This window comes from Sporosarcina ureae (assembly GCF_002101375.1).
Classification (GTDB): Bacteria; Bacillota; Bacilli; order Bacillales_A; family Planococcaceae; genus Sporosarcina; species Sporosarcina ureae_B.
On sequence record NZ_CP015207.1, the window covers coordinates 295,726 to 321,572 of the forward strand.

At 39.4% G+C, this 25,847-nt stretch carries 20 protein-coding genes and 1 riboswitch; of the genes, 4 read left to right on the forward strand and 16 right to left on the reverse strand.

All coding sequences use genetic code 11. The features are described 5' to 3' along the window. Nucleotides 1-75 precede the first annotated feature (75 nt). Nucleotides 76-193, forward strand: a riboswitch (TPP riboswitch). A 119-nt stretch (nt 194-312) separates the two neighbouring features. Continuing rightward, nucleotides 313-2,085 (forward strand): phosphomethylpyrimidine synthase ThiC, encoded by a 1,773-nt coding sequence (thiC, locus tag SporoP8_RS01455; RefSeq protein WP_085130874.1) that lies wholly within the window; start codon nt 313-315, stop codon nt 2,083-2,085. A 521-nt stretch (nt 2,086-2,606) separates the two neighbouring features. On the opposite strand, the gene SporoP8_RS01460 is transcribed toward thiC, so the two are convergent. The 3 genes from SporoP8_RS01460 to SporoP8_RS01470 all read right to left on the reverse strand — a co-directional run bounded on the left by SporoP8_RS01460 (nt 2,607) and on the right by SporoP8_RS01470 (nt 5,246). Next, entirely contained in the window at nt 2,607-2,963 is a 357-nt protein-coding gene (locus tag SporoP8_RS01460) for a hypothetical protein (RefSeq protein ID WP_157111213.1), read from the reverse strand. A 538-nt stretch (nt 2,964-3,501) separates the two neighbouring features. Then, the gene (locus SporoP8_RS01465; RefSeq protein ID WP_085130876.1) at nt 3,502-4,356 is read right to left on the reverse strand and encodes an aldo/keto reductase; all 855 of its coding nucleotides are present in this window, start codon (nt 4,354-4,356) and stop codon (nt 3,502-3,504) included. 209 nt (nt 4,357-4,565) lie between these two features. After that, nucleotides 4,566-5,246, reverse strand: coding sequence for a DUF1361 domain-containing protein (locus SporoP8_RS01470; RefSeq protein WP_085130877.1), 681 nt, complete (start codon nt 5,244-5,246; stop codon nt 4,566-4,568). Nucleotides 5,247-5,460: 214 nt separating this feature from the next. Here SporoP8_RS01470 and ytxJ point away from each other — a divergent pair, with 214 nt between their 5' ends. After that, complete coding sequence (gene ytxJ / locus SporoP8_RS01475; protein ID WP_085130878.1) at nt 5,461-5,787, forward strand: bacillithiol system redox-active protein YtxJ; 327 nt, start codon at nt 5,461-5,463, stop codon at nt 5,785-5,787. 239 nt (nt 5,788-6,026) lie between these two features. On the opposite strand, the gene SporoP8_RS01480 is transcribed toward ytxJ, so the two are convergent. Both SporoP8_RS01480 and SporoP8_RS01485 read right to left on the reverse strand, forming a co-directional pair. Continuing rightward, on the reverse strand, nt 6,027-6,284 hold the full coding sequence (locus SporoP8_RS01480) for an autorepressor SdpR family transcription factor (RefSeq protein WP_085130879.1): 258 nt from the start codon (nt 6,282-6,284) through the stop codon (nt 6,027-6,029). A 225-nt stretch (nt 6,285-6,509) separates the two neighbouring features. Further along, entirely contained in the window at nt 6,510-8,126 is a 1,617-nt protein-coding gene (locus SporoP8_RS01485; protein ID WP_085130880.1) for a GMC family oxidoreductase, read from the reverse strand. A 611-nt stretch (nt 8,127-8,737) separates the two neighbouring features. Here SporoP8_RS01485 and SporoP8_RS01490 point away from each other — a divergent pair. Continuing rightward, nucleotides 8,738-9,802 (forward strand): thermonuclease family protein, encoded by a 1,065-nt coding sequence (locus SporoP8_RS01490; protein ID WP_232319185.1) that lies wholly within the window; start codon nt 8,738-8,740, stop codon nt 9,800-9,802. An 88-nt stretch (nt 9,803-9,890) separates the two neighbouring features. On the opposite strand, the gene SporoP8_RS01495 is transcribed toward SporoP8_RS01490, so the two are convergent. The 8 genes from SporoP8_RS01495 to hutU all read right to left on the reverse strand — a co-directional run bounded on the left by SporoP8_RS01495 (nt 9,891) and on the right by hutU (nt 20,854). Next, nucleotides 9,891-10,349, reverse strand: a complete 459-nt coding sequence (locus tag SporoP8_RS01495; RefSeq protein WP_085130881.1) for an OsmC family protein — start codon at nt 10,347-10,349, stop codon at nt 9,891-9,893. A gap of 142 nt (nt 10,350-10,491) precedes the next feature. Continuing rightward, complete coding sequence (locus tag SporoP8_RS01500) at nt 10,492-11,934, reverse strand: DHA2 family efflux MFS transporter permease subunit (protein ID WP_085130882.1); 1,443 nt, start codon at nt 11,932-11,934, stop codon at nt 10,492-10,494. 265 nt (nt 11,935-12,199) lie between these two features. Beyond that, entirely contained in the window at nt 12,200-13,750 is a 1,551-nt protein-coding gene (hutH, locus tag SporoP8_RS01505) for a histidine ammonia-lyase (RefSeq protein WP_085130883.1), read from the reverse strand. A 21-nt stretch (nt 13,751-13,771) separates the two neighbouring features. Next, entirely contained in the window at nt 13,772-15,121 is a 1,350-nt protein-coding gene (locus SporoP8_RS01510) for a Na+/H+ antiporter family protein (protein WP_085130884.1), read from the reverse strand. 57 nt (nt 15,122-15,178) lie between these two features. Further along, nucleotides 15,179-16,342, reverse strand: coding sequence for a M20/M25/M40 family metallo-hydrolase (locus SporoP8_RS01515; RefSeq protein WP_085130885.1), 1,164 nt, complete (start codon nt 16,340-16,342; stop codon nt 15,179-15,181). Nucleotides 16,343-16,360: 18 nt separating this feature from the next. Next, entirely contained in the window at nt 16,361-17,614 is a 1,254-nt protein-coding gene (hutI, locus tag SporoP8_RS01520) for an imidazolonepropionase (RefSeq protein ID WP_085133523.1), read from the reverse strand. Between the two features lie 59 nt (nt 17,615-17,673). Continuing rightward, a complete protein-coding gene (locus SporoP8_RS01525; protein ID WP_232319186.1) occupies nt 17,674-19,026 on the reverse strand; it encodes a YjiH family protein in 1,353 nt (450 codons plus the stop codon). A gap of 106 nt (nt 19,027-19,132) precedes the next feature. After that, nucleotides 19,133-20,854 (reverse strand): urocanate hydratase, encoded by a 1,722-nt coding sequence (gene hutU, locus SporoP8_RS01530; RefSeq protein ID WP_085130886.1) that lies wholly within the window; start codon nt 20,852-20,854, stop codon nt 19,133-19,135. Between the two features lie 355 nt (nt 20,855-21,209). On the opposite strand from hutU, the gene SporoP8_RS01535 reads away from it, so the two are divergent. Continuing rightward, nucleotides 21,210-22,916 carry a sigma-54 interaction domain-containing protein gene (locus SporoP8_RS01535; RefSeq protein ID WP_085130887.1) on the forward strand — a complete coding sequence of 569 codons (1,707 nt, stop codon included), beginning with the start codon at nt 21,210-21,212 and terminating at the stop codon, nt 22,914-22,916. A gap of 441 nt (nt 22,917-23,357) precedes the next feature. On the opposite strand, the gene SporoP8_RS01540 is transcribed toward SporoP8_RS01535, so the two are convergent. The 3 genes from SporoP8_RS01540 to SporoP8_RS01550 all read right to left on the reverse strand — a co-directional run bounded on the left by SporoP8_RS01540 (nt 23,358) and on the right by SporoP8_RS01550 (nt 25,678). Further along, nucleotides 23,358-23,780, reverse strand: coding sequence for a hypothetical protein (locus tag SporoP8_RS01540; protein WP_085130888.1), 423 nt, complete (start codon nt 23,778-23,780; stop codon nt 23,358-23,360). 107 nt (nt 23,781-23,887) lie between these two features. After that, nucleotides 23,888-24,940, reverse strand: coding sequence for a beta-carotene 15,15'-monooxygenase (locus SporoP8_RS01545; RefSeq protein WP_085130889.1), 1,053 nt, complete (start codon nt 24,938-24,940; stop codon nt 23,888-23,890). 375 nt (nt 24,941-25,315) lie between these two features. After that, the gene (locus SporoP8_RS01550; protein ID WP_085130890.1) at nt 25,316-25,678 is read right to left on the reverse strand and encodes a hypothetical protein; all 363 of its coding nucleotides are present in this window, start codon (nt 25,676-25,678) and stop codon (nt 25,316-25,318) included. Nucleotides 25,679-25,847 lie beyond the last annotated feature (169 nt).

Genomic DNA, 25,847 nt, shown 5'->3' on the forward strand with positions numbered 1-25,847 from the left:
ATGGAAATCAAAAGTATAATAACTCTTTTAAAACGGCTGAGCATATGGTAGACTATTACTGTTCACACAATTAAATACTATAACTAGGGGTGTCCAACGTTATTGGACTGAGATGGAATGATTATACACGCATTCCGGACTCTTTGGACCTGATCTGGCTCGTACCAGCGTAGGGAAGTTTTCATTTTATCTGCAACGCGTATTTTTGCGTTTTGAAGACCAGGTCCTATCTACGGAACTGGTCTTTTTTTGTTGCCGATTCCCTTTACTTGAATCGAGTCATGTCACACCTCAAAAGGAGACGATGACAACATGCAAGAGAAGAAAGAAGAAATCCATATCCATGAATGTTTTCCGGCAAGTAGAAAAGTTTATGTACGAGGTAGTCGTCCAGACATACTTGTACCGATGCGCGAAATTGAGTTATCCCCCACTGTAACCGACCAAGGGGAAATACCGAATGAACCTTTCCGTGTCTATGATACGAGTGGTAAATACACGGAAGCCGGTTACACAGTGGATATTAAAAAAGGACTTCCAAACATCAAGAAGAACTGGATAGTGGAACGAAATGACGTAGAAGAATATGAAGGCAGACAAGTGAAGCCACGGGATAACGGGTATCGTTCAATGGAACAAATGCAACATGACGCAGAATTTCCCTTGTTGAAACGCAAACCATTACGAGCAAAAAGCGGCATGAATGTTACACAAATGCATTATGCACGTAAAGGGATCGTTACACCTGAAATGGAGTTCATTGCGATTCGTGAAAATGTAACGCCTGAACTTGTACGGGATGAAGTTGCGAGAGGCCGAGCCATTATCCCGTCCAATATTAACCACCCAGAAGCAGAACCAATGATTATCGGAAGTAAATTCCATGTGAAAATCAATGCGAATATCGGAAATTCTGCGGTCTCTTCCTCCATTGCTGAAGAAGTGGAAAAGATGACATGGGCTACACGTTGGGGTGCAGATAATATCATGGATTTATCAACTGGAAAGAACATCCACACTACACGTGAATGGATCATTCGCAACTCGCCTGTCCCAGTAGGAACGGTTCCGTTATATCAAGCGTTGGAAAAAGTAAACGGCAAAGTGGAGGATCTTTCATGGGAAGTATTCCGTGACACATTGATTGAGCAAGCAGAGCAAGGTATCAGTTACTTTACAATCCACGCAGGTGTTCTGCTTCGTTATATTCCCATGACGATTCATCGCGTGACGGGTATTGTCTCACGTGGTGGTTCTATTATGGCGCAGTGGTGTATGTTGCATCATAAAGAAAGTTTCTTGTACACGCACTTTGAAGACATATGTGAAATTATGAAACAATACGATATTGCTTTTTCATTAGGAGACGGGTTACGTCCAGGCTCCATCGCTGACGCCAATGACGAAGCACAATTCGCTGAACTTGAAACACTTGGCGAATTAACGAAAATTGCTTGGTCCCATGATGTCCAAGTCATGGTAGAAGGTCCTGGTCATGTGCCTATGCATTTAATTAAAGAAAATATGGATAAGCAAATGGAGATTTGTCAAGAAGCGCCTTTTTATACACTCGGTCCGTTGACGACAGATATTGCACCTGCCTATGACCACATCACGTCTGCTATTGGTGCGGCTATGATTGGTTGGTTCGGGACCGCGATGTTGTGCTATGTAACGCCTAAAGAGCATCTCGGTCTACCCAATAAAGAGGATGTGCGTGAAGGCGTTATCACATATAAAATTGCAGCACATGCAGCTGATTTAGCAAAAGGCCATCCTGACGCATACAAACGTGACGATGCATTATCAAAAGCCCGTTTCGAATTCCGTTGGAGAGATCAATTTAATTTAAGTCTGGATCCTGAACGCGCGATGGAATACCATGATGAAACATTGCCGGCTGAAGGGGCAAAAGTCGCCCACTTCTGTTCGATGTGTGGGCCAAAGTTTTGCAGTATGCGAATTTCACACGACATTAGAAAATATGCGGATGACAACAGTTTAGAAGAAAAACTAGCATTAGAAAATGGTTTGAAAGAAAAAGCTGAAGAATTAAAAAAATCGGGTGCTGAAATCTATCTATAATAAGGAGTGAATGGAGTTATGACAACTGAACAGTTAATACATCAGATCTCTGTAAAACGCCGTAACCTTCATCAGTTAGAAGAACAGTTGGCTCACCTGCAAGCACAGTGTATACATGAATATACAGAAAACGTAACATATAGGAAGTGTATGAAATGCTTGAAGATCGAGAGTGTCCATTATTAATACATGTTCTGCTATTCAAAAACAGGATTTGTGCTCTGTTGGCTTCCTGAAAAACTCATCGGTATTGTGACTCAATATCGTTTTCCATTCACGCGTCCGATTACACAAATACTTTTAGCCGTTGTCCTTTAAAAGTTGAATTTCATGTTGATACAATAAAAAATGACCCACCTCGCCCCTTTACAATGCGGACCTTGGTGAGTCATTTTTATCATAATAACAGGATCTGAAATCGCAGACTTTTTCAATGTACCTCTTTACTAATTAAGTTACATTCAAAAGCCTTCCATTGCTGGAGGGCTTTTGAGTATTAATCTCAGTATTTAATCTATAAATTATTTTAAACACCCAGCTGCCGCACTCCCTGCTAGCCATACCCCGCCAACAACAGTACCTAAAGCCCATCCTGCTGGACCACTAACACCTGCAACTGTCATAAGCCCAGTAAAGGCTCCAGTATGTGCAAAACCAGCAAGGGTTGCAGCGCCACAGCCACTTATTTTAGCCATCGACACAACATTCGAGTTTGCTTCTTCGAATATTTCTTTTTTGTACTTCTCACCTGCTGGACTTGATAAAACTTCATTAAGTTTTTCTAAGGTTTGTACTAACTCATTAAAATATTCTTTACCGATTCGAGATTCTAATTCTACCTCTCTTTCGATGATCACTGTGCCATCTTTTTCATTCAATACAAGATATTCCGAAGTAATCTTAGCTACCTCATCCACATGTAAATTAGCAGCCTAAGTATTTTGTGGTGTCCATACAATACTAACCATCATCACTAAACAAGTAATAATCGTAAATATACTGAACTTATTTTTCTCAAATAACATTCAAGTCAATCCCCCTACTTCTAAGAGATAACCATAATTATACTTATTTGTTTAAATGCGGCGAAAGTGTAAAATTAATGACTAATTTCATTTTTCCTTACGTGATAATAAAGAGATAAAAAAGTTTATTACAAATCCCACTACTAACAATAGCATTAATAATGGCCAGGTAATTTCGTCTTGCACACTACTTATTAGGATAAAAACAAGAGCAACACTAATTAATGTAATTAGCAAGTGACTCATTTTCATTGAGATCACCTCCGCCATTGATATATATAAATAAAACTTGTTTGGATATTACACTAACATATGAATTCAAATTACAATAAAATAAATAATTACATATATTCATTTAACTGAATGTAACTTAATACTAAAAAAGATACGTTTAATCAAATTCTTCATATTCATTCGGGTGCTGTCCTTCTACTCTTCCCGCTTCACCTTTATCTAAAGAGTCAATTTGTCTTATATCTTCTTCGGACAATTCAAAATCGAATACATCAAGATTGGCTTTTTGATGGGCATAGTTAGATGATTTTACGACCGTTAAGATATCGTTCTGTAGGTTCCAACGAATAATAATTTGCGCTGGTTCCTTATTGTATTTTCTAGCAATCGAGACAATCGTTTCATTTTCTAACACGTCGTTTAATTTGCGCCCTAAAGGACTCCATGCTTCCGTTACAATGCCGCGGCTTTTGTTGTATTGCACTAGTTCGTTATTAGTAAAATACGGATGGCGTTCAATCTGATTGGTAGCCGGCGTTACACCTGTTTTTTCAATGATACGCTCCAGATGTTCCGGTAAGAAATTAGATACACCTATCGTCTTAATCAGTCCGAATTTCTGTGCATCGACTAACGCTTGCCATGCTTCTACGTATTTATCTTGTTTTGGAAGCGGCCAATGAATCAAGTATTTATCAAAATAATCGATTCCAATACGATACAATGACTCTTGAATCATCAGAATCGCTCTTTCGTACTCATGTGAAGCGCCGGGGAGTTTGGAACTGATGAGCAGTTCTTCTCTAGGCACAGAAGATCGACGCACCGCTTCTCCTACCATTCCCTCATTATTATAATTTGTTGACGTGTCAATCAGTCTGTATCCCGCTTCGATCGCTGTCAACGTACTGACCACACCTTGCGCTCCTTTTACTTTTACCGTTCCGAAACCAATGGACGGAAGGCTCGTTCCATCATTTAAACGCATTGATTGTACATTCTTTTCATCCATTTTTATCTAACTCCTTTTTATTACATACACGCATTTATTGAGAAACATACGAATTGATCGGACGTAACTACTACTCGTCTCATCCATGTAATTCCCCTTGCTGAAAGTGCACTAAACATTCTTTGCTGTTAAGAATCAAAAAACACTCGTGTTGGCAATCCACATGAATAGTTGAACATCCATGTGTGTTGCCGCCACAAGTGCTATGGTTATTTTTCCTTAAACGATCGATAATGCATATAGCAGAATAAAACAAAGCCAGAGAACGCGATAATGAACTGTACTTCAAATCTATCTACATCTGCAACTTGCTTTAACACTTGGAATGGATTGAAAACTATATCCCAACTATTAAAGCGCAAAAACCTTCCTATATAGACGCCTATCCCAGTCAGCAACCCTACACTTAAAATGCTCACGTAGCCTATCTTCTTTGAATACTTCTTTCTAACAATCTGTTCGAAAATATAGACAGACTCCAGTCCAACTACTACGGAATAAAAGAAGCCCATGGCAATCACTAATAACTTGATCCATATTAAGATGTCATGACTGTATACGATCGCGCCGTCTGGGGCATACGGTCCTGCATTTGACATCCATTTGAACTTTTCATTCGCTATATGAATAAAATCCGTTACTAGATAGACAGAATTAGGGAAGAAGAATAACCAAAGCACTATCCAAAAAATAGACCAACTGATCTTCCTCTGCCCTACCGTCGTGACCGCTTGCCTAATAAAAAATAACGGTAATACAGCCAATAACACATTCCAAGACAACGCAACGTAGAGGAAGTCCAAACTCTTAAAAAGCATGACCAGACAGACGCCCCAATAAGCAAACAATAAGAATACAAATACTTTATATTTCTCAAGAAAAATCCTCATTGGGACCTCCTACTATTTTGAATTTTTATGCGTTAACTCTTAACCAAAATTAACTAATAATGTAAACGAATCCAATCGAGTTAAGTTGCATCTACATAAAAGATTCTATAGAGTTCTGTAGATATAAATTGATTGTATACCTCCGTGGGTATATAGTGAAACTGTATAGATTAAACTACATAAAATATAAAACGTATTAAATGGAGGATTTAAATTGAAACGCATAAAAACAATAGAGGAATGGCGGACTGTATTCGAGAGCACTAAAAAACAATCCGTTCTTCTTTTTAAAATGAGCTTGACATGTTTCAGTAGCCTATCGGCAAAAAAAGAATTACATACTCTCGTTACGGACTTACCACTTTACGTTATTGTCGTACAGACAGATCAAGCCGTTTCAAAAGCGATTGAAACTGACTTAAACGTAAGGCATGAATCACCACAAGTATTAATCGTAAAAGATCAGAAAGCAACATGGCAAGCCACACATTATCACATTAAAGAATCCGTAGTTCGTGATGCGATTGAGTTGTATAGTTGATCATAAATTACTCGCGCAAGAAAAATTTGGGAATGTTTAAACAGTTGCGTTTGGTGCAACCGTAAGTTTTTTATAAAGCAAACAAAAAAATATTTTGTTTGCTTTGATGGTATGCAGAGGGCTAAACAGCGACTGCACAGCATTACGCCTGCACCTTTAAAGGCAAACATATGCATTCTTTAAGATGAAGTTTACCCTGAACATATGTATAGGAGCACTAACTTAAGAATATTTTTACTTTATTTATTCAATTTTATCATCCATACAAGAAGATCTTGGAGAACGGTTGTGTGGAGAGTGTAGTAAATATACTGTCCTTTTTTCTCTGAACTGACGAGCCCTGCGTTACGTAAGATGTTTAAATGATTGGAAATGCTCGGCTTACTCATCTCGAATTCTTCATGTATTTCACTGGCAGTCAAAGAACCTTTTTCACTGAGTGAAGTAAGTATTTGTCTTCTCGTTTCGTCGTTTAAAGCTTTAAAAACTTCATTCAAATTGGGTTTCTCCTTCCACTCGAGGTATTTAGTCTTTTGTCTAATTAGGTATTTATCTAATTGTATACTAGTTGAAACGATAAAAAAAGCACCTGTATTGAAAAACAACTATGAACGATTAAACAGTCATGTTTGTTTTCACAGGTACTTCATATTGAAATGTATACTTCACGTGCATACGTCTGATGACTTTGTGCGCTCTGTTAATTTTTCATGCAATGGTATTTATTCGGAGTTCATACCATTCTGTCTCACTATTTGTTCCGCAATATTTGCGCCAATGAAAAAAGCTGGCGCCGACGTATTGCCGTCCGAAACAAACGGTGCGATAGAATCATCCGCAACAATCAAATCCTTTACACCGTATACTTCCCCGGCAGCATTCACTACACCATGTTCTTCACTTGGCGCCATTCGTAGCGTGCCTTGTATATGATGTGTTGGACCTAAATTTTCCTGAATGTACTTTTCAAGTTTGCTATCATCCTCAATAGTTTCCAGTGTGGGAGTAACGAGTTGATAGTGTGCATCTATTTTTGAAAGTTCCGTTGCAATGTTTTTAATATATACTTTGTAAATATTTTTTATGGTTTCTAGATCGGAACGTTTATTCAAAAAGGCAACATCGGCAAGTACAATCTTTAATGGATCTCCATTTTGGATTCTGACTGATCCTTGGCTCTTTGGTTCCAATAATATAATGACGATGCTTAACATTCCGCCAGTACCGATTTGGCCAATTAACTGCACACCGCGGCGGTTGGGGTCAGCACCGGGCGTTGGATCCGGCAAGAAGGCTCCACCTGTATAGAGCGCAAAGGGATCAGCGTCCGGAAGTGCTTTGTCATTCGAATTCGTTGTAAAGGCGGCAGTGTTAACTGGATGGGTGGTCATGTTCTTTCCTACATTCGCGTTATGATGAACGACGGGAATACCCGCTTTATTCAGTGTTTCTGATGGCCCAATTCCAGAAAGCATTAATAGTTGAGGGCTATTTATTCCAGCTGATACAATGACTTTTTTACGAGCATACGCGTAATAACATGTTCCTTTCTTGTGAAATTCAACACCTATCGCCCGCCTTTCATCATCAAAAATCACACGCTGCACTGTTGAATTATAAGATACTAATAATCTTCTTCCATTTACTCCTTCACCGTTATCAGTCATAACATCCGATGAAAGAAAAGCCGTATCCGCACTTTCTCGTTGACCATAGGGAGTCTGATAAAGTTGCCACCTCGTAAAAGGACCAAGTGGTGTATTGGGATCGTTATAGTCTAAAATTCTTGTGAAACCAGTGGCTTTTTCCATTGCTGTAACCAATTTTTCAGCCATGGTAGTTGGATTAGCAGGGGCCTGCCTGATATCCAACTGCCCGTTATATCCTCTGGCATTCGGATTTTGGGTTTGGCCATTGTAATTTTCTAGTTTTGAAAATTGATAGGTCTCTTGTTCTGGTGACCACAGTGGACCTAGAAGGTTTTCCCATTGTTTCATATTCACCTGGGATGGTCTTACATACTGGTTATTGTTAATGGAAGATCCACCTCCCAAAGTTCGCCCTCCCGTCCAATCAAACGACCTACCTTTTACGTTTTTCTGGGGAACACTTTTTCCTTGCCAAAAGTATTGCGGGAAAAAGTCATCAGTGAGAATAAATGGTGGCGCAAACAAAGAATCTCTGATTGGCCGTTCCTTACTATTATTATCCCCCGCCTCTAAAACTAACACGGAATTTTGGTTATCATCGGTTAGTTTTCTTGCAATAGCAGCTCCCGCAGGCCCCGTTCCAACAACGATATAGTCAAATGTTGATTGATTATTGGCGTCTCTATTCATTTCAATCCCCCTAAGTGATTTTCATGCAGTATATCCTATGCAAGGGACGTTGGATTATGAAGTCCATAGAGGCCGCAGTGGTTTTGTGCCTATTCATATGCCGGAAGCTCAAAGTTCATATTGGCAAACATCTTTCCGACCCATTTTGGGATGAATCGTAAAGATTTGATTGTAAGCGTCTGTAGACCAATCGTATCGAGTATTTGAATTACCCTATTCCTCTGCGGCAATCGCATTAGTTTCACCGAACAAACAAGCAAACAAACAAAACCAACTATTGTTTGCTTATTATTGATATTCTATTTTCAGTATGAGTAACTATTTCTTACTTCATTTTCTTTTACCATCTGTAGCTCCATTCACCATCGAATAGATGAAAACATTTAACGTGATGGTTTGCTCTCGTTTCTGTCTTAAATTTGTTTCTATGGATCTTCCGTAAGTTCACGTGTAGTCTAGTTGAAAGTATGAATTCTAGAATACTTTTTCACATGACCGTTTGTGATCTATTAGCACTACGTATTTAGTTGCGTATATCTTTCTTGAAAACTATGGTAATCTCACTCATGGAAGCACGTGTTATGTTATTAAAGTGAATCGAGAGTGATAATATGTTTGTGTTTTTTGCGTTATTTGGTTTTCTATTTATATTGATTGGTGTCGTCGGCTTACTTATTAAAGCGATCTTTAAAAAGCGCAAGAGAAATTTTGGCATCCTCGTTTTAGTAGGTGTTGCGATGTTCATAGTGGCGGTAGTCATTACGCCAGACGAGATAGAGCCCGAGATAGAGACAGCTGATTCAGTGGAACAGACGCCTACTGATACACCTGCTGAGACGACGAAGGAAATACCTGAAAAAGAAGTAGAACAACCGAAGAAAGAAAGTTCCCAAGCTACTGAAGTAGAACCCATTCCAGTCGTTGTGCCACAAAAAAATGATTCTTCAACAGTAACTCCTAAAAAACTACAGGATTCAACGGATACAAGCGGTACTACTGCGAGAATTCCAGTAGAATTAGTGAAAGTAATAGATGGCGATACGATTAAGATCCTTTATAACGGTAAGGAACAAAACGTTCGATACTTGTTGATCGACACGCCTGAAACAAATCATCCTAGACTGGGGAAGCAACCGTTTGGGGATGAAGCCAAAGCTAGAAACAAAGAACTGATAGAAAGCGGGACACTAGAAATTGAATTCGATGTAGGAGAACGTTTTGATAAATACGACCGTTTGCTTGCCTATATTTATGTAGATGGAAAAAGCCTTCAAAAAGTCTTGTTGAGTGAAGGTTTAGCTCGTGTAGCGTACATCTACCCCCCAAATACTCGATACGTAGATTCTTACGAGAAGACACAAGCGATAGCGAAAGAAAAGAAGTTGGGTATCTGGTCAGTTGAAGATTATGCTACCGACTCAGGCTTTAACGCGCAGGTAGTAAAAGAAAAACCTGCTGAACTGGCACCTGAAAAAGAGACATCAGCACCCCATTCTGTAAAGACAGAACAACCAGTTGCGCCTGTAGCCAAGCCCACACCACCTGTCCAAAACACGGAATGGTTTCAAAATTGTACCGAACTAAGGAAGACCTATCCTAACGGTGTGCCAAGCAGTCATCCCGCATATCAACTTAAAATGGATCGCGATAAAGATGGATTTGCTTGCGAACGATAAAATACTAGCTGATTAGAAAACTCGAATAAAAAATCGCGTGAAACCAAGTTAGAAAACTTGATTTCACGCGATTTTAGCTTTGCTTGCATTATTTCTTTATCCATTTCGACTCCAAAGGAATTCCTGCATCGGCAAATAGATTATATACGGGGCATCTTCTTTCCACTTCCGCTTTCAATTGCTCGATCGCTTCATCTGATTCATGTGTAGTGAGTTCGCAAACAAAACGAACTTTCTGGAAATGTGTTTTTATGCCTTCTTCCCCCATCAAACCTCTAGCGTCCACGATCCCTGTCGTATCAAAATGAATTGCTGTAAAAACAAAGCCTTGCTCGTTCGCAATTAATGGAATCATTACCGCTTTACAGCCATTCAGCGCAGCCGCAATAAATTCAAGTGGATTCGCTCCGGTGTCGGTTCCACCTAAATGAACAGGTTCATCCATCGGAAAACCTTCGAAGTCTCGGATCGTATGAGTAGAGCGAACCCCTTCGTCCCACTTCGCTGTAGCAGCAATCTTTACTAATGCATGGTTCGTTGTTGACATAAACCCATCCCCTTTTAATTCTTACTATTATGATTCGTATTGTATCATATAGGAGTATTGAATGTAATAGGAAATGAAAATTTATAGTAAGAATTCACAGAATTTATAAAATAAATGAAAATCATACTACGCGATCAACTGGTCAGCCATTATACACTTTGACCCGCTTGATAAATAGCGAACAGATAAAACCAAAAATCGATATAATGGTCGCAAATAAAAATGCGTTTTGCACACCTGTAATGACTGCTTCGGCTTGATGAGCAGCTGTAATAGGATCGCTAATATTGCGTAAGAACGTATTTTGTGACGTATTTAGTATAGTAATCCCAATCGCTGTACCAATTGCTCCAGACGTTTGAATGGTCGAGTTAACAATTGCTGTTCCATCAGGATAGCGGTTTAGTTGTAGCGAGTTAATTCCATTTGTTTGAGAGGGTGTCGTCACCATTGACATACTCATCATTAAGAGCATGAAGAAGAGGATGATCCAGTAAAAGCTAGTCGTCGATGAAATCGTGGCAAAAAATAACGTAGCTACAATACTCATTGCAAATCCACCAATAACCAAGCCCCTTGGACCATATCGATCAAAAACCCGCCCACTGACCATAGATGTAATACCGTTAAAAATACCCCCCGGTAATAGCAATAAGCCTGCTTTAGAAGCAGATAAACCGAGTCCTGCTTGCATAAACAGTGGCAATAAAATATTGGAAGAAAATATAATTAGATTTGCAAACAACGTTAGGATAATGCCTAACGTAAACATTGGATGCTTAAACACTTCCAAATGAAGCATCGGTTCTTTAATTGATCTTTGACGAAAAGCATAGAGAACGAGAGCCATCAAACCTGCCGCAAAAGATGCCATCACAATCGGACTTGACCATCCTTCACTTTCTCCAGCATAGCTAAATCCAAATACAATGCCCCCAAAACCAATCGTAGAAAGAATTATGGAGTATGCATCGATTTTTTGCTTTTCAACAGCGGATAGATTCGGTAAGTATATCATCCCGAATATCAATGCGAAAACAAGAATTGGTGTGATCAACCAAAATATCATATGCCAATTGAAATAATCAATAATCAATCCAGCTGAAATCGGACCTATAGCTGGTGCAAACATCATCACTAGACCGACTAATCCCATCGCAGTCCCTCTTTTCCAAGGTGGAAAGAGAATCAGAACGGTATGGAATAACAAGGGCACGAGCAACCCAGTACCTATCGCCTGAATAATCCGTCCGATTAACAAAATGATGAAGCTTGGAGATACGGCAGCAATTAGTACACCTAAAATAGAAAAACTCATGCTCGTAATAAAAAGATTCCTTGTCGGAAAACGTTTTATGAGTAAGCCAGAAACGGGAATGATAATACCAAGCACGAGTAAATATCCCGTAGTTAACCACTGAGCTGTAGATGCAGAAATAGCAAATTCCTTTATCAAATCATTCATCGTCATATTTAAAGCAGTTTCACTAAACAATCCGATAAAGCCACCAATCAGTAGCGCAGTCATGATGGGAGCGACTTTTAGCTCTTTATTTTTTATCTTTTCTTGTATTGAATCCTCCATGTATTGAACCTTCTTCCATAACTTTTACTGACCATAAAAAATAAGATAACATCTAGCCACTACGATAGCTAGATATTACCTCATAAAAGTGCTTGTATCACGTGTTTAGGAAGGATTCAAACATCTATTTACTTTAAAGCACATCCTGATAGTAGCGATGCGCTTTTGTACTTTATAGATAGAGATTCATTCATCATTCTATATAACGACTCTGCATGTCATCATATAGAATGGTTTTTACATCAGATGGTACTTTGTCACTTCATCAAGCCAAAATATCCTCACGCAAGATAAAAGTAGACAATGCTTCAATTTGCTGCGAAATATCACGATCCGCTTCTAATGGCGGACAAATAGTACGCACTTTTTCTAAATAGGCTTTAGTTGCTGGGGCAAGCTCTTTCTCCGCTTGCTCCAAGTGAATAGCTTGTGAAGCACAAATCAGTTCAATTGCGATGACGCGGGAACTGTTATGAATAATTTCACGTGCTTGTCGAGAACCAATTGTCCCCATACTGACATGATCTTCCTGGTTAGCAGAAGTTGGAATAGAGTCTACACTCGCTGGATGGGCAAGTACCTTATTCTCCGAAACAAGTGCAGCTGCAGCGTATTGCGCCACCATCAAACCACATTCCAAACCTGGATCGGTAGCAAGGAATGGAGAAAGTCCACTAAGCTGCGGGTTGACTAATCGCTCAATTCGTCTTTCTGAAATATTAGCCCATTCAGCTGCGCCAACTTTCATGAAGTCCATAGCCAGTGCAATCGGCTGTCCGTGAAAATGACCGCCAGAAATGATTTCGCCGTTTTCAAGAATGATTGGATTATCTGTGGCAGAGTTCATTTCGACACGTAAACGATCATCGACATATTGAAGCGACTGCCAAGAGGCACCGTGTACTTGCGGAATACAACGAATGGAATAGGCATCTTGCATACGGATTTGTCCTTGGCTAGTTATTCGTTTACTGCCTTTTAGCCAGTTACGCATTCGTGAGGCGACCACTTCCATCTCTTTATGCGGTCGCACAGCTAGAAGTCCTTTATCAAACGCTGTAATGATCCCTTGTAACGCTTCCATTGTTAGACTTGCTGCCATATCCGCAGCCAGACCTACACGCTCCGCTTCATTTAATCCAATAACACCAACCGCAGTCATTGCTTGCGTACCATTGATCAAAGCAAGTCCTTCCTTTGCCTGCAAAGTGACCGGTTTTAATCCCGCACGCTTTAGTGCTTCTCCGCCCGGCAAGATCTCTCCCTCGAATTCTGCACGGCCTTCACCAATTAGCACAATCGCTACATGCGATAATGGAGCCAAGTCACCGCTTGCACCTACAGAACCTTTACACGGAACGACTGGATGAACGCCTTTATTGATCAACTGAACCAATAATTGTAGTGTGTCTTCTTTAATTCCGGAAAAACCTTTTGCTAGTGCATTCGCACGTAAAACCATCATAGCCCGTACGACAGGTTGTGGTAAAGGCTCCCCGACACCTACAGCGTCCGCACGAAGCAGATTAAGTTGCAATTTTGTAATGTCTTCATCTTCAATCTGAATATCACTTAACTTGCCAAATCCAGTATTTACACCATAGATAACTTTTCCATCTCGTAATTGTTTTTCAATACGCTCCCGACTTTCTCGAACACGTTGCAATGCATGATCGGTAATTCCTACTGGCACTTTACCAAAAGCAATACGCTCAATTTGTTTTCTATCGAGTGATTCACCGTCTAATTGAATCAACTGCTTTTCTTCATCTGTAAAATTTCTGTCTAATTGAATCAATTTCCCATCTTTACTCATTCCAACACCTCTTATTCTTTTTTATAAAACTACAGCTGCTACTATTCCGAATATAAATAAAGGAATATTATAATGTAAAAATGTAGGCACACACGTATCCCAAATATGATGATGTTTACCGTCCGCGTTCAATCCTGATGTGGGTCCAAGCGTACTGTCTGAAGCGGGTGAACCTGCGTCTCCTAATGCCCCTGCTGTACCGATCAATGCAATGGTCGCAAGAGGACTGAACCCCATAACCATACATATCGGAACGAACACTGCAGTGAGTATCGGAATCGTTCCGAACGACGTTCCAATCCCCATGGTCACTAGTAAACCAATCAATAAGAGAAGTGCAGCTCCCGCCACTTTACCATAGCTGAAATAGCCTTCTACCGCGGTTACCAGACTGGTTACAGCACCTGTATCTTTTAAAACAGTTGCATAGCCTGAAGCAAGAAGCATGACAAATGCAATCGCTCCCATAAGCTTCACACCTTCTTGGACAACCATTTCACCTTCACTCAATGTGACGACTCTTGCAACAAACATCACGATAATGCCTACTAACGCACCGATCACTAATGAGTGTAACAAAACCTGGACGACTAAAGCAGCAACAATCGCAACAAGCGTTAAAATATCTCGTAAGTCAAGCTTGTGTCTAACCGATCCCTCTGTAGCCGCTAATTGAACAGTAGATGAAAATATTTGTTCCTGACTAGCGCGTTCTTCTGCAGATTCATAATCACGTGGCTTACGATACGTTATGAATACTGCGATAAATAAACCGACAAACATACCGACTGTCGGTATTGCCATTGCAAAAGGTACTTGCGATAATGTGACCGGCATCCCGTTGCTACTGATTTCCTGGACAATTATGCCGTGGAAGATCAAACCGTAACCTGCTGGAATTAACATATAAGGCATCTTCAAACCGAACGTCAGAGCGCAAGCGACAGCTCGTCGGTCCAAACGCAAATAGTTGAAGAAAATCAACAAAGGCGGGATGAGAATCGGTATGAAGGCAATATGTACCGGTATCAAATTTCCTGACAGACAAGTCAAGCCCGCAATCATCAAAAGTAACGTATATTTACTCATTTTTTTTACTGACAATAATTTATCTATCAACAATTTTGTAATGCTCGAATGGGCAATCATGGCTGCAAAGATTCCCAGCAATATATAGCTTAATGCAGTTTCAGACTGACCACCCATTCCGCCAAGAAATAAGGAAACTGTATCTGATAACGATAAGTTGGAAAGAAGTCCCGCTGTTATCGCTGCCATTAATATCGCAAATATGACATGCACTCTAGCTAGGCTTAATACTGTTAGAACTAATACGGAAATGAACACTGGATTCATTAACACTACTCTCATCCCCCTGAATTCTTATCTAATTTCAGTACCTTCTTTTAATCAATTTCTCGCATCAGATCACTTTTGACTTTCATACCACTTCTGAATTAATGCAGCGGTTAATTTTCCTGTATTTGTTAGGTTTTCTATGCTGATGCATTCTCGGAATGAATGGATATTTTGAAAACCGTTCCCTAACGTCAAGCAAGTCAATCCATTTTCATTTAATACATTTGTGTCAGCTCCGCCTAGAGTTTGGGTTAAGTATGGATCGACACTTATATTGGCCGATGCATCCAAAACGGTTTTTGTTAGGATATGATCTTCCGGAATTGCGAAACCACTATACTTTTTCTCGATTTTCACGTCTACGGAGCCACCACGATCTTCCACAGCTTTACGCATGGCGTCTTCCATATGTTGTAGTTGCTTATTTAACTTATCTTTGGAGAAACTACGCACTTCACCAACGACTGTCACTTCGCCCGGTATAATGGAAGTGAGTTCTCCGCCTTCGATAATACCTATATTTGCTAAGGTTTCATCATCGATCTCACCTAAGTTCAGCTTCAACAAACCAGCTGCCGCTAAAATGAACGCATTATTCCCTTCTTCTGAATTCAGAGCAATATGCGCCGCATTTCCTTTTACTTTCATCCAGATCCTACTACTATATGGACCTTTCAAAATCGTTTGACCCACATTTCCGCTACTATCAAAAATGTAACCGAATTTACTTTTCGGTTTGCTGTAATCTAAATGACGCGCACCTACGAGACCTGGCTGTTCATTGACTGTCAAGACCAATTCAATCGGCCCATGTGGAATTCCACTCTCAATCACAGCACGAACACCTTCTAAGTATGCGGCCAATGCTGCCCGATCATCTGCTCCTAAGATGGTTGTGCCATCTGAGTAGATCACACCGTCTTTAATTACTGGCTTTAAGTCTTTCGTAGAAAGCACAGTATCCATATGTGTAGAGAAAAATACTGGTGCTACAGATGAATCTGTTCCTTCTTTATATGCAATCAAGTTGCCGACTTGTCCGCCGAATTCTTTATGCGCCTCATCGAATTCAAAAGTAAAACCTAGTTCTGGTAATGCCTTCACCAAGTAGTCTGCTACCTTTTGTTCTTTCCCACTAGGTCCGTCAATTTTTGCTAGTTCAAGGAATAAGTCGAGTAAACGTTTTTCATCCACACATTCTGCTGCGTTATTTTTCACTTGTTTATTTGTCATTCTACATCGCTCCTTTTCTCACTGTGCTTTTACATGCTCTACGACTACTTCGCCGTCTTTTAATACAGTCTCCACAATATTGGTTCCGAGTTCATATGCAATATGGACATAAGAAGGAATAGCCCAAATCTGTAGATCAGCTATTTTGCCTTCAGCAATTACGCCCCGATCATGTAAATCTAACGCGCATGCTCCACCGTAAGTCGCTGCTTTGATAGCTTCTTCCACCGTGAATTTATACAGTCTGCAAGCTAAATTGATAACAAATTGCATCGACTCTGTATAACATGCTGGACAAAGATCCGTGGCCAGCGCAATATTCATTCCTAAATCCAGCATTTTACGTGCATCGAAAGGTTTGGTATGACCTACCGCAAAATCTAATGCTGGCATTAACACACCTGTTACATTCGATTTAGCAAGTTTCTCCATTACTTCAACCGGCGTGTAGTTTAAATGATCGACGGAGACCATATTCATTTTGACTGCAAGATCAGATCCACCGATATACGAGTAGGCATCCGCATGCAATTTCGGTTTCATACCATATTTTAAGCCAGCTTCAAGTATCTGTTCGGACTCCTCGGCCGTGAAGTATCCGTCATCACACCAAGCATCGCAGAACTCCGCCAATTTACGTTCGCCGATTTTTGGAATCATATCTTCTATAATGACACGTAAATATTCTTCTTTTGTCATGCCTTCTGGGAATCCGTGTGCCCCTAAAAATGTGTTATATACATCAACAGGTGTTTCTTTATCCAGACGTCGTCCAACTTCCAAAATTTTAATTTCACTTTCTGTCGTTAACCCATATCCGCTTTTACTTTCAATTGTTGTCATGCCGTACTCTAACATGTTCATCATTCGTTTTTTTGATTGTCGAAATAACTCTTCCTCAGATGCATGTCGAGTCAGTTCTATAGTTCGGTTTGGTCCTGCCGTTATGCCCATTTCTATTAATTTATTCAAATCACTTCCTGCTATTTTTGCAGCGTACTCTTCTACACGTGTACCATTGAAGACGAGGTGCGTATGCGAATCAACAAACCCTGGTGCGACAACCTTTCCAGTAGCATCAATTTGACGCGCATCGTCCAGATTGATTGTGGTACTTCCTTCTTTTTCCGAACCTACTCCCGCAATACGTCCGTCTTTCACCGCAACCCAAGCATCTTTAATGACACCAAGACCTGCCATTCCTTCCTCAGCGCAAGTCAAAACTTCCGCTGCATGACGAATTACTAAATCGACTTTTGTATTACCATTCATTAGAGTCACAATAGAACCCTCCTGCTAAATAATGTTGTGCCTTTTACTGGAAAGCGCTTTCATAGGAATAAAAATGCTAATGGAGTTACAATAATTAATGATAAGACCGTTCTGATGAACCAGAGAGCTACAATCTCCCGCATTTTAATTGGGATATCTGTGGATAAGATACACGGGATCAACGCAGAGAAAAATAGAATAGTGGAGATGGAAATAGAACCTACAATGAATCGTGTATGTAGACTAGTTTCTATCACCATTAATGATGGTAAGAACATATCCACAAGATTGATCATTGCTGCTTTTGCAGCTAGAAATGGTTCAGGTATTTGTAAAATCCACGTTAATGGTAAGAATATATAAGCTAAATAATCGAACACGGGCGTATGATTAGCCAAGATTAAACCAATTAAGCCTATTGCCATAACAGATGGTAGTACACTCATCGCCATGAGAATACCATCCTTCAGCGTCGATATGACATTTTTAAAAAGTCCTGGCGCATTTTGAGCAGTTAGCATCGACTCTTGCCAAGCATGCTGGATTCTTTTCTCTTTAATAATTACTTCAGGTGCACCATCGCCCGTATAGTAATCATCAGGTATTTTGTTGATCGGCCACATTCTGACTGTAATGGCAGTAACCAAAAATGTGACAAGGAATGTTAGCCAAAAGTACAGATTCCAAATCTCCATTAAATTCAATGTCTTAGCGACGACGACCATAAATGTAGCAGATACGGTAGAAAATCCAGTAGCAATAATAGTTGCTTCACGACGGGAGTATTTGCCTTCTTTGTAAATGCGATTCGTGATCAACAGTCCGATAGAATAACTACCTACAAAAGAAGCGACAGCGTCTACCGCTGACTTTCCAGGAGTTTTCCAAACAGGTCTCATAATAGATTGCATTAGGATTCCGATAAATTCCAGCAAACCATAGCCCACTAACAATGCTAAAAAGATTGCTCCAATTGGAATCAATACACCAATTGGCGTCAATACTACCGAATAATAATAAGGCCCCATATCATCCGCCAATAACCATCTAGGACCCATTTCAAATAAAACAAGAAAAGATGCGATTGCTCCTAAAACTTTTAGACTAGAAAAAATCATATCCATTTTGGTTCTACGCCAAACACCCGAATAAAAAGGGTAAGAAGCTCCAAGAACCATAATGATCAAAATATAATATGAAACAAATGTTGGAATGGTATTACGAATCCACGTTACAAAATGATCTAAAGGTATAGAAGTTTTCCCATTCAAATCTATTGGAACAAAAAACATGAAAATACCAATTAAACTGAAGAAGAAAAAGCTGAAAATATTACGCATGGAGTAAATATTTTCTTGTTCCTCTATAGGATGTGCATCCATCAAATCAACCATCTCATTTACATCGTTCATTCTCCTCACCCGCCCTAGTAAGTGTTTTTGTTAGTTAAACAAGAACAGAGGAGGTCAAACAGGCGTTTGACATCCCCCACCCACTTCTCTTAGGTTCTAGTACTAATTATTTCATTTCTGCTTTCACTAAATCTTTAGGTCCAAATGTTGCTTTACTCTCCCACCATAATGGAATTTTAATACTTTCCTCAGTCAATTCTCCTTTACCGTTAGCCACATCACGTGCCGTTTCATAGCCGGCCTGTGCGTGGCGGACCACACCAATTCCGGAGTCTACTGTCATCGCAACTTCAAGACGCATATCGGATTCAGCTGTGCCGTCCGCTACCATCGTGACACCTGTATGAACTGCTTCACCCATAGAGTAGTTTGCTTGAATTGCGATAAGATCACACATACCCACTGCATTTAATAATCCGTTCAACATCGGCCAATCAGAAATCAAGTCACTGCCGTCTTTCATGTTTTCTGATTCAAATGTCGGGTTAACAATAGATCCTGAATCCAAGTTGTCACGTGAAAATGCAACTGGACCCGCTAATTCACCACGACGAATCATGTCATTTACTTCTAAAGCAAACTTTTTCCGCTGACCAAAGCCCATATAACAAATACGTGCAGGAAGTGCTTCGATTGGAATATGTTCTTTCGCTAGTTTAATCCAACGCGTAACCAAGTAGTCATCTGCAAACTTCTCAAGAATCATATCATCAATTTTACGAAGGTCTTCTGCTTCTCCTGATAGACAAATCCAACGGAAAGGTCCGCGGCCTTCACAGAACAATGGACGAATATATTCCGCTACGAATCCTGGCAAACGCTTCGCCTCTTCTTTATCCATCCCTGCATCCATACACTCTTTACGATGGCTTGTACCGTATTCAAATGCATGAACACCTTCATCCATGAACTGAATAAGCGCTTTCAATTCACGAATCATTGTTTCGCGACCTTTTTCCAAATACAAGTCACGGTCTGTATCACGCAACAGCTCTGCTTCTTCTACTGTGTAGCCGGAAGGTAGATATGAGATCGGGTCATGACCTGGCGTCATAGACGTTGCAATTTCGGGACGGAAGTCACTCTTCAAAATTTCTTCAAATATGTCTGCAGCGTTTCCAACTACTGCGATTCCAAGTGGTTTGCCTGCTGCAGCGTATTCTTTCGCCTTTTTAATCGCTTCATCAAGTGAAGGAGCTAGTTCATCAATGAAACCTTTCTCAATGCGTCGATTGATAATTTCCACATTTGAGTCAACTAGAATACACACGCCACCATGCATTGTCATCGCACGTGTTTGGTTTCCACCCATACCACCTGCACCTGCAGTCAATAGGATCTTACCCACGAGGGAGTCGTTATAGTGAAGGCGAGCAATCGCTGATAATGTCTCAAATGTACCTTGGATTACGCCTTGTGTTCCGATATACTCCCAAGGTGCTGCAGTATAGTTTGCATAGATTGTTAGGTTCTTATCTTGCAGATCATAGAATGTAGGCCAATCCGCTTTCATAATATTCGTTGTCGCCATGACAACTGTCGGAGCGTATTTATGGGTTTTAAAGATCGCAACCGGCATACCAGATTGAACCACTAATGTCTCGTCGTCTTCTAGATCTTTCAATGATTGGACAATCGCATGATAGGATTCCCAGTTACGGGCTGCCTTACCGATTCCGCCGTAGATTACTAGTTCTTCAGGTTTCTCTGCATTTTCCATGTTGTTTTCTAACATACGAAGAATCGCTTCTTGTCTCCATCCTTTGCAGCGAAGTTTTGGTCCTCTTTGCGCTTTTACGGAATATAAAATTTCTGGTTTTGTCGTCATTATGAATTCCCCCTGAATATACTAGTATTTTTGTTTCTCGCTTTAATATATTGCAAGTACCGTGCCAACTTCCGAAAAGAGAAAAAACCAATAGTAATTATTCTATAGAAATCTTATTACACCAAGGTTAATGACCATTAAAAATATTCGGAACTCCGATGGTAGATTCCTATTAATTTTCACTTTCACCTGCAGATAAATTTCCCCTTTGCACTAACTTTTCAACCACAACGTTCAAAAAACACTTAGCCATAAAGCATTTTCAACTATGCAGATATTTCCTGCATGCAAGTGCAGACTTTTCTGACATCTAAATGATATAATAAAATTTCTACTGAACATAGGAGGTTATTAGATGTTTGCTAAAGCCATTGGTACATTCGCGAGAAGTTTTGTAGACGGCGTCATTGTACTTAATTCATCAAACAAAGTTTTATGGTATGAATTGAAAGAAAATCTATCCTTTACAATAGATTTGGCTACTGATATTAATAAGTTATTTAAACGAGGAGATTTGCACTTCTACCACCAAGAAGAATTTTATATAGAGATTCAAGATCAGCCATTACAGGTAGCTGTCCAGCGACTTGAAGAGCCTGAACCTCTAGTGATCTTATGTATAAAAGAATTTTCATTCCAATTGGACAACAACGAAGCGCGTCTGTATTGCTTAGAAGAAGTTATCCAAACTATAGATGAAGGCGTGATGATGAGTAACTCTGTTGGGGATATTACGCTTTACAATGCAGCACAAGAGAAAATGGAAGGTTTAAATGCTCAAGAAATAATTGGAAGACCTTTATGGGATGCGTATAACTATAATCCACAGTTCTCTGAACACCGACACGTATTTAGTACCGGTAAACCAATCTTCTCAAGATATCGCGCACACTCTAAAGTAGACGGAGTTCCACAGTATGTCAGCTACAGTACATTCCCTATAAAGAAAGATGGAGAAACGATCGGGGTCTTCTCTATTAGTACAAATGAATCCAAATTAAAAGATCAACTTTATCAAACGATTGAGTTAAAGCGAAGTAAACATCAAGTAACCGAGGAAAAAGCTTTCTCTTCTAATGGAACCATTTTTACTTTTGAAGATATTAAAGGTCAAAGTACCGAATTAAAAGCACTATTAAGAGAAGCTCAGGCGGTATCTGTATACAATACAGATACATTGATTGTAGGAGAAACTGGAACAGGGAAAGAACTATTCGCACAAAGTATGCATAATCACAGTTCACGCCGAGATAAGCCATTTGTTGCTATCAACTGCGCTGCTATTCCAGAAAATTTATTGGAAAGTACATTGTTCGGTACGATAAAAGGAGCGTTCACGGGTGCTACAGACCAAATCGGTTTGTTTGAATATGCTGGAGAAGGCACACTATTCATGGACGAAATAAATTCCATGCCTATGACGTTGCAATCGAAACTCATGCGCGTATTGCAGGAGCGTTTAGTACGTCGAGTAGGATCTAACGACGTAACTCCCGTCCGCTGTACAGTTATTAGTGCATCAAACGAAGATCCTGAACGATTGATTGAAGAAGAACGGATGCGACTAGACTTATTTTATCGTGTTGCTAATACAAGTCTATTTATCCCTCCGTTGCGCGATCGTCCCGAAGATATTTTATTTTTCATTAATTACTTTTTGGAATATTTCCAGGAAAAAATGGGCACTCAAACACCCCCGCTGTCTCCTTCTTTGCGGGATGCACTGCTACGCTATTCGTGGCCCGGAAATATTAGAGAGTTAGAGCATTTAATGCAGAATATTGTCATCAGAGTGAACGAGGATGCAAAGGCAATTGAAATTCAGCACTTACCTTCGTATATTCGTGGAAAAATTATTTCTGAGCAACGACTACTTGTAGAAAATGGAGAAGACAAAGCAAGTAGACCGATAAAGAGCTTATTGAATCAGTCGAAAAAGCAGTTTATCCAAACTTCTCTAGAACAGACCGAATGGAATATCTCAGAAGCCGCGCGCAGACTGGGAATCACCCGTCAAAGCTTACAGTACCATATAAAAAAGCATCAATTGGAAAAACCCTGAACTCTTTATTTATTAGATGAACAAAGTTTTTATATTACCGGTACAGCTATGTCGGTCATAGAATGTATATATTGTTCAAGGATCGAGTCAAGCAAATTATGGATGCAAGAGGAGTAGGAGAAGTTAAAAAGAAGTAATGGAGACGGCTATCGTCTCCATCACTTCTATTTGTCAATTATATATTCCAGAATCTGAATATACTTCTATCATTTCGCTACCTGAGCCCTTTATAAACAGTACATATGCAGAATTCATCTACGTTTATCACCTCATAAAAGCGCTTATATAGAAGGCTAGAAGGGTTAAAACATTCATTTTCTCATACAGACAGTCGGCACTTGACTTCCTAAGAATTTTTCATTACTTAAACCGTGCAATTCTAAAAAAGGTTGCTAAATCGAGAATCACAGCCTATGCACATCTAGTACTAAGTATATCATTTTATTGATTAATCATTTCAGCTGGGGTAATCGCTTCATTTAGAAGGAATGTCGTACTAATTTTCGTAATGAACCAATTCTCACGTCCCGGTTCCGGATTCTTTTCTACCGTAATCACTTTATGCCCTTTCCCGAAACTTGCATAAGAAGTGATCAGGTCATAGGCAAGAGTAAATTGTTGCGTTGTTTCACTGATTTTATTTACATGGACAATATGAATATTTGACACCCACGGACTCGATTGTCCAGTTATCCAATTATTTTCTACAAATTGCTTTTGTGTTCGTTTTTGAAGTGCTGGAGATAGCACTGCATATTGAACGGCGCCACTTCGATTTTGCAACCCTAAAATCCATAATTCTATAGTTTGTAAAGGCGTTCTAGTTTGCAATCCATAAATAAATGAACGTAATTGACTATCCATACGCAGGATCACCTTTCGACATACATTTCTACCATTGTATGTTTTGAAAGAATGTAAAGTTCATATATTAAATGCCGCTCTCGTGCCCAATTAGTGGATTGATACTATCAATCCACTGATTTTTGTAATTTCGTTTTCAATATTTCCTTGAATTTTTCGGAATCATCTACTCGAATAGCCACTTGCTCATACTTTTTCTTCATCCCCATGAACAAAACCGCTTCCTGTGGATGTTTTAGTTTTATTATGACGTCCGGATACGTTTTCTCAAAATCGCGTGCTACAAAATCTATCGTATTCTTCATGAGCTTTTTTTCTAATATGGGACGGTCTTCTATGATTTCATCAATGTCCGTCCACTTTATTTCCATACGTTTCATTAAGCCCAATGAAACATACATGCGATCATGGTCCACTTGTAGAGGGTTAAATCGTATAGCTTGAATGTCTCCTAAAAATAAAACAACGGAATAGATATTTATAACTAAAAGTAGCAACGATAAAATCAGTGACTTATCATGTAACCACCAATGCACTCCCAACGTTTCAACTACAATTGCATGAATCATCATCACTTGAAAGGCAATTAGACTTGAATTCTGATGTAGCGTAAACGTATTTTCTTTAGGTAGAGGCTGTTTCTTCCAAAGGCAAAAAGCATAATAGAACATCAGCATTTCTGAACAAATCACTTGAATAATCGGTTGTTTCCTAACTTTTTGGTCTACTGCATTGGAGAAAGCAAATAAGTGGGGTAAAGAACTCCTCTTCACACTCCGGATAATTTCAGGTAAATACTTGAATAGAGTTAACAATAATAATAGTTCAAGCAAAACGAACACAGCTTCCACTACAAAGCCCATTAGAGTAAGCGTTTTAAAAGGGGTTAAATAGTGCATTGGAATGATAAAGCGAGCGACGATTAGTCCTCCTGCCATTAAAGTAAGGAGATATTTCCAGCTTAGTTTCCGTTGCCACGCTAAAAATAATACTGGAGCTACAATAGTGAGATCGATGAGAGAACCTAGAACTACAGGATTGGTATTCGCAGGCAAAATGCTGATTCCTAGTGAAGAACGATATAAAGCAAAGTTGGAAGCCAGTACAAGTAAAAATAGGATAGGCCAAATCATGCGTAAGGATTGTTTATTAAACACCATACTGTTCACCTCAGGTATTTTCAATTTTTTTCTGCAATTTACTGATTCAACTCTAACACGGCGCGTGTTGAACAGCCGCAATTATTTATTCGCTAAAATACACTTAATTTAGGCATGAAAATTTGGTAGTAATACATCCAAACGTTTTTCTGCTTTTAGTATAGATTTTCCGTTACTTCTTCTAGTTCATATTCATCTAGTGGTTCGTGCTCCCAAAGCCTATTCATTCCACAAAAAACGGCCATAAAAGCATATGAAGTTACTGAGCTCTGATTAAATCTGATTGTTAGTTTACATAATATTATTATTCTGATTTCGTCTTATGTGAAAACTCATGCTATGGATACAATGAAGTAATCAGAGATCGCGTTCACTTCATTTAAGACGGGTTTCCAAGGATTCGATAGCCAGTTTAAGTGCGATGACACGACGCTCATTTAACGTTTTTTGAGGACTGCCATCCTTTGCTTTTGCTAATTGTTTTTCAATAGATGGAATGATACGTTGTAGAATATCCTTAGATTGTAAGATCTCTTCTTTAGTATAGAAGAAATCTACACCATTCCAAACGTCTTTTACGCTCTCTAACCCAACTTTTATAGCGTCACGTCGTTTTTCTACAAGTGTTGTATTGGAACCTTTTTCCGTCATACTTTTATAAGCATTCGAAAGTTTATGAAACGTTGATTCTAAAGATTTTATGGTCATTTCTTGTATTTCTCGGCTAACCGTTTTCATCTATGAATCTCCTCTTTCTAATTTAGTCGTCCAACAGTTCATACTTTTTTAGAGCAATATGGCAGGATGCTAGCGCGGCGCCTATTCAACAACTGGATATAGATTTTATTTTACTGCTTGTTGTTTTTTATCTTTTCATTATGAAGATTTTGTTACTCATGAGACCTTC

Excerpts from the sequence above, each read along its gene's own strand:
- SporoP8_RS01485 (WP_085130880.1), bottom strand. The coding sequence starts at position 8,126 with ATGAATAGAGACGCCAATAATCAATCAACATTTGACTATATCGTTGTT.
- SporoP8_RS01535 (WP_085130887.1), top strand. The coding sequence starts at position 21,210 with ATGTTTGCTAAAGCCATTGGTACATTCGCGAGAAGTTTTGTAGACGGC.
- SporoP8_RS01515 (WP_085130885.1), bottom strand. The coding sequence starts at position 16,342 with ATGACAAATAAACAAGTGAAAAATAACGCAGCAGAATGTGTGGATGAA.
- SporoP8_RS01525 (WP_232319186.1), bottom strand. The coding sequence starts at position 19,026 with ATGAACGATGTAAATGAGATGGTTGATTTGATGGATGCACATCCTATA.
- SporoP8_RS01490 (WP_232319185.1), top strand. The coding sequence starts at position 8,738 with ATGTTTGTGTTTTTTGCGTTATTTGGTTTTCTATTTATATTGATTGGT.
- SporoP8_RS01540 (WP_085130888.1), bottom strand. The coding sequence starts at position 23,780 with ATGGATAGTCAATTACGTTCATTTATTTATGGATTGCAAACTAGAACG.
- hutH (WP_085130883.1), bottom strand. The coding sequence starts at position 13,750 with ATGAGTAAAGATGGGAAATTGATTCAATTAGACAGAAATTTTACAGAT.
- SporoP8_RS01510 (WP_085130884.1), bottom strand. The coding sequence starts at position 15,121 with ATGAGAGTAGTGTTAATGAATCCAGTGTTCATTTCCGTATTAGTTCTA.
- SporoP8_RS01465 (WP_085130876.1), bottom strand. The coding sequence starts at position 4,356 with ATGGATGAAAAGAATGTACAATCAATGCGTTTAAATGATGGAACGAGC.
- hutU (WP_085130886.1), bottom strand. The coding sequence starts at position 20,854 with ATGACGACAAAACCAGAAATTTTATATTCCGTAAAAGCGCAAAGAGGA.
- SporoP8_RS01550 (WP_085130890.1), bottom strand. The coding sequence starts at position 25,678 with ATGAAAACGGTTAGCCGAGAAATACAAGAAATGACCATAAAATCTTTA.
- hutI (WP_085133523.1), bottom strand. The coding sequence starts at position 17,614 with ATGAATGGTAATACAAAAGTCGATTTAGTAATTCGTCATGCAGCGGAA.
- SporoP8_RS01500 (WP_085130882.1), bottom strand. The coding sequence starts at position 11,934 with ATGGAGGATTCAATACAAGAAAAGATAAAAAATAAAGAGCTAAAAGTC.
- thiC (WP_085130874.1), top strand. The coding sequence starts at position 313 with ATGCAAGAGAAGAAAGAAGAAATCCATATCCATGAATGTTTTCCGGCA.
- SporoP8_RS01495 (WP_085130881.1), bottom strand. The coding sequence starts at position 10,349 with ATGTCAACAACGAACCATGCATTAGTAAAGATTGCTGCTACAGCGAAG.
- SporoP8_RS01470 (WP_085130877.1), bottom strand. The coding sequence starts at position 5,246 with ATGAGGATTTTTCTTGAGAAATATAAAGTATTTGTATTCTTATTGTTT.
- SporoP8_RS01545 (WP_085130889.1), bottom strand. The coding sequence starts at position 24,940 with ATGGTGTTTAATAAACAATCCTTACGCATGATTTGGCCTATCCTATTT.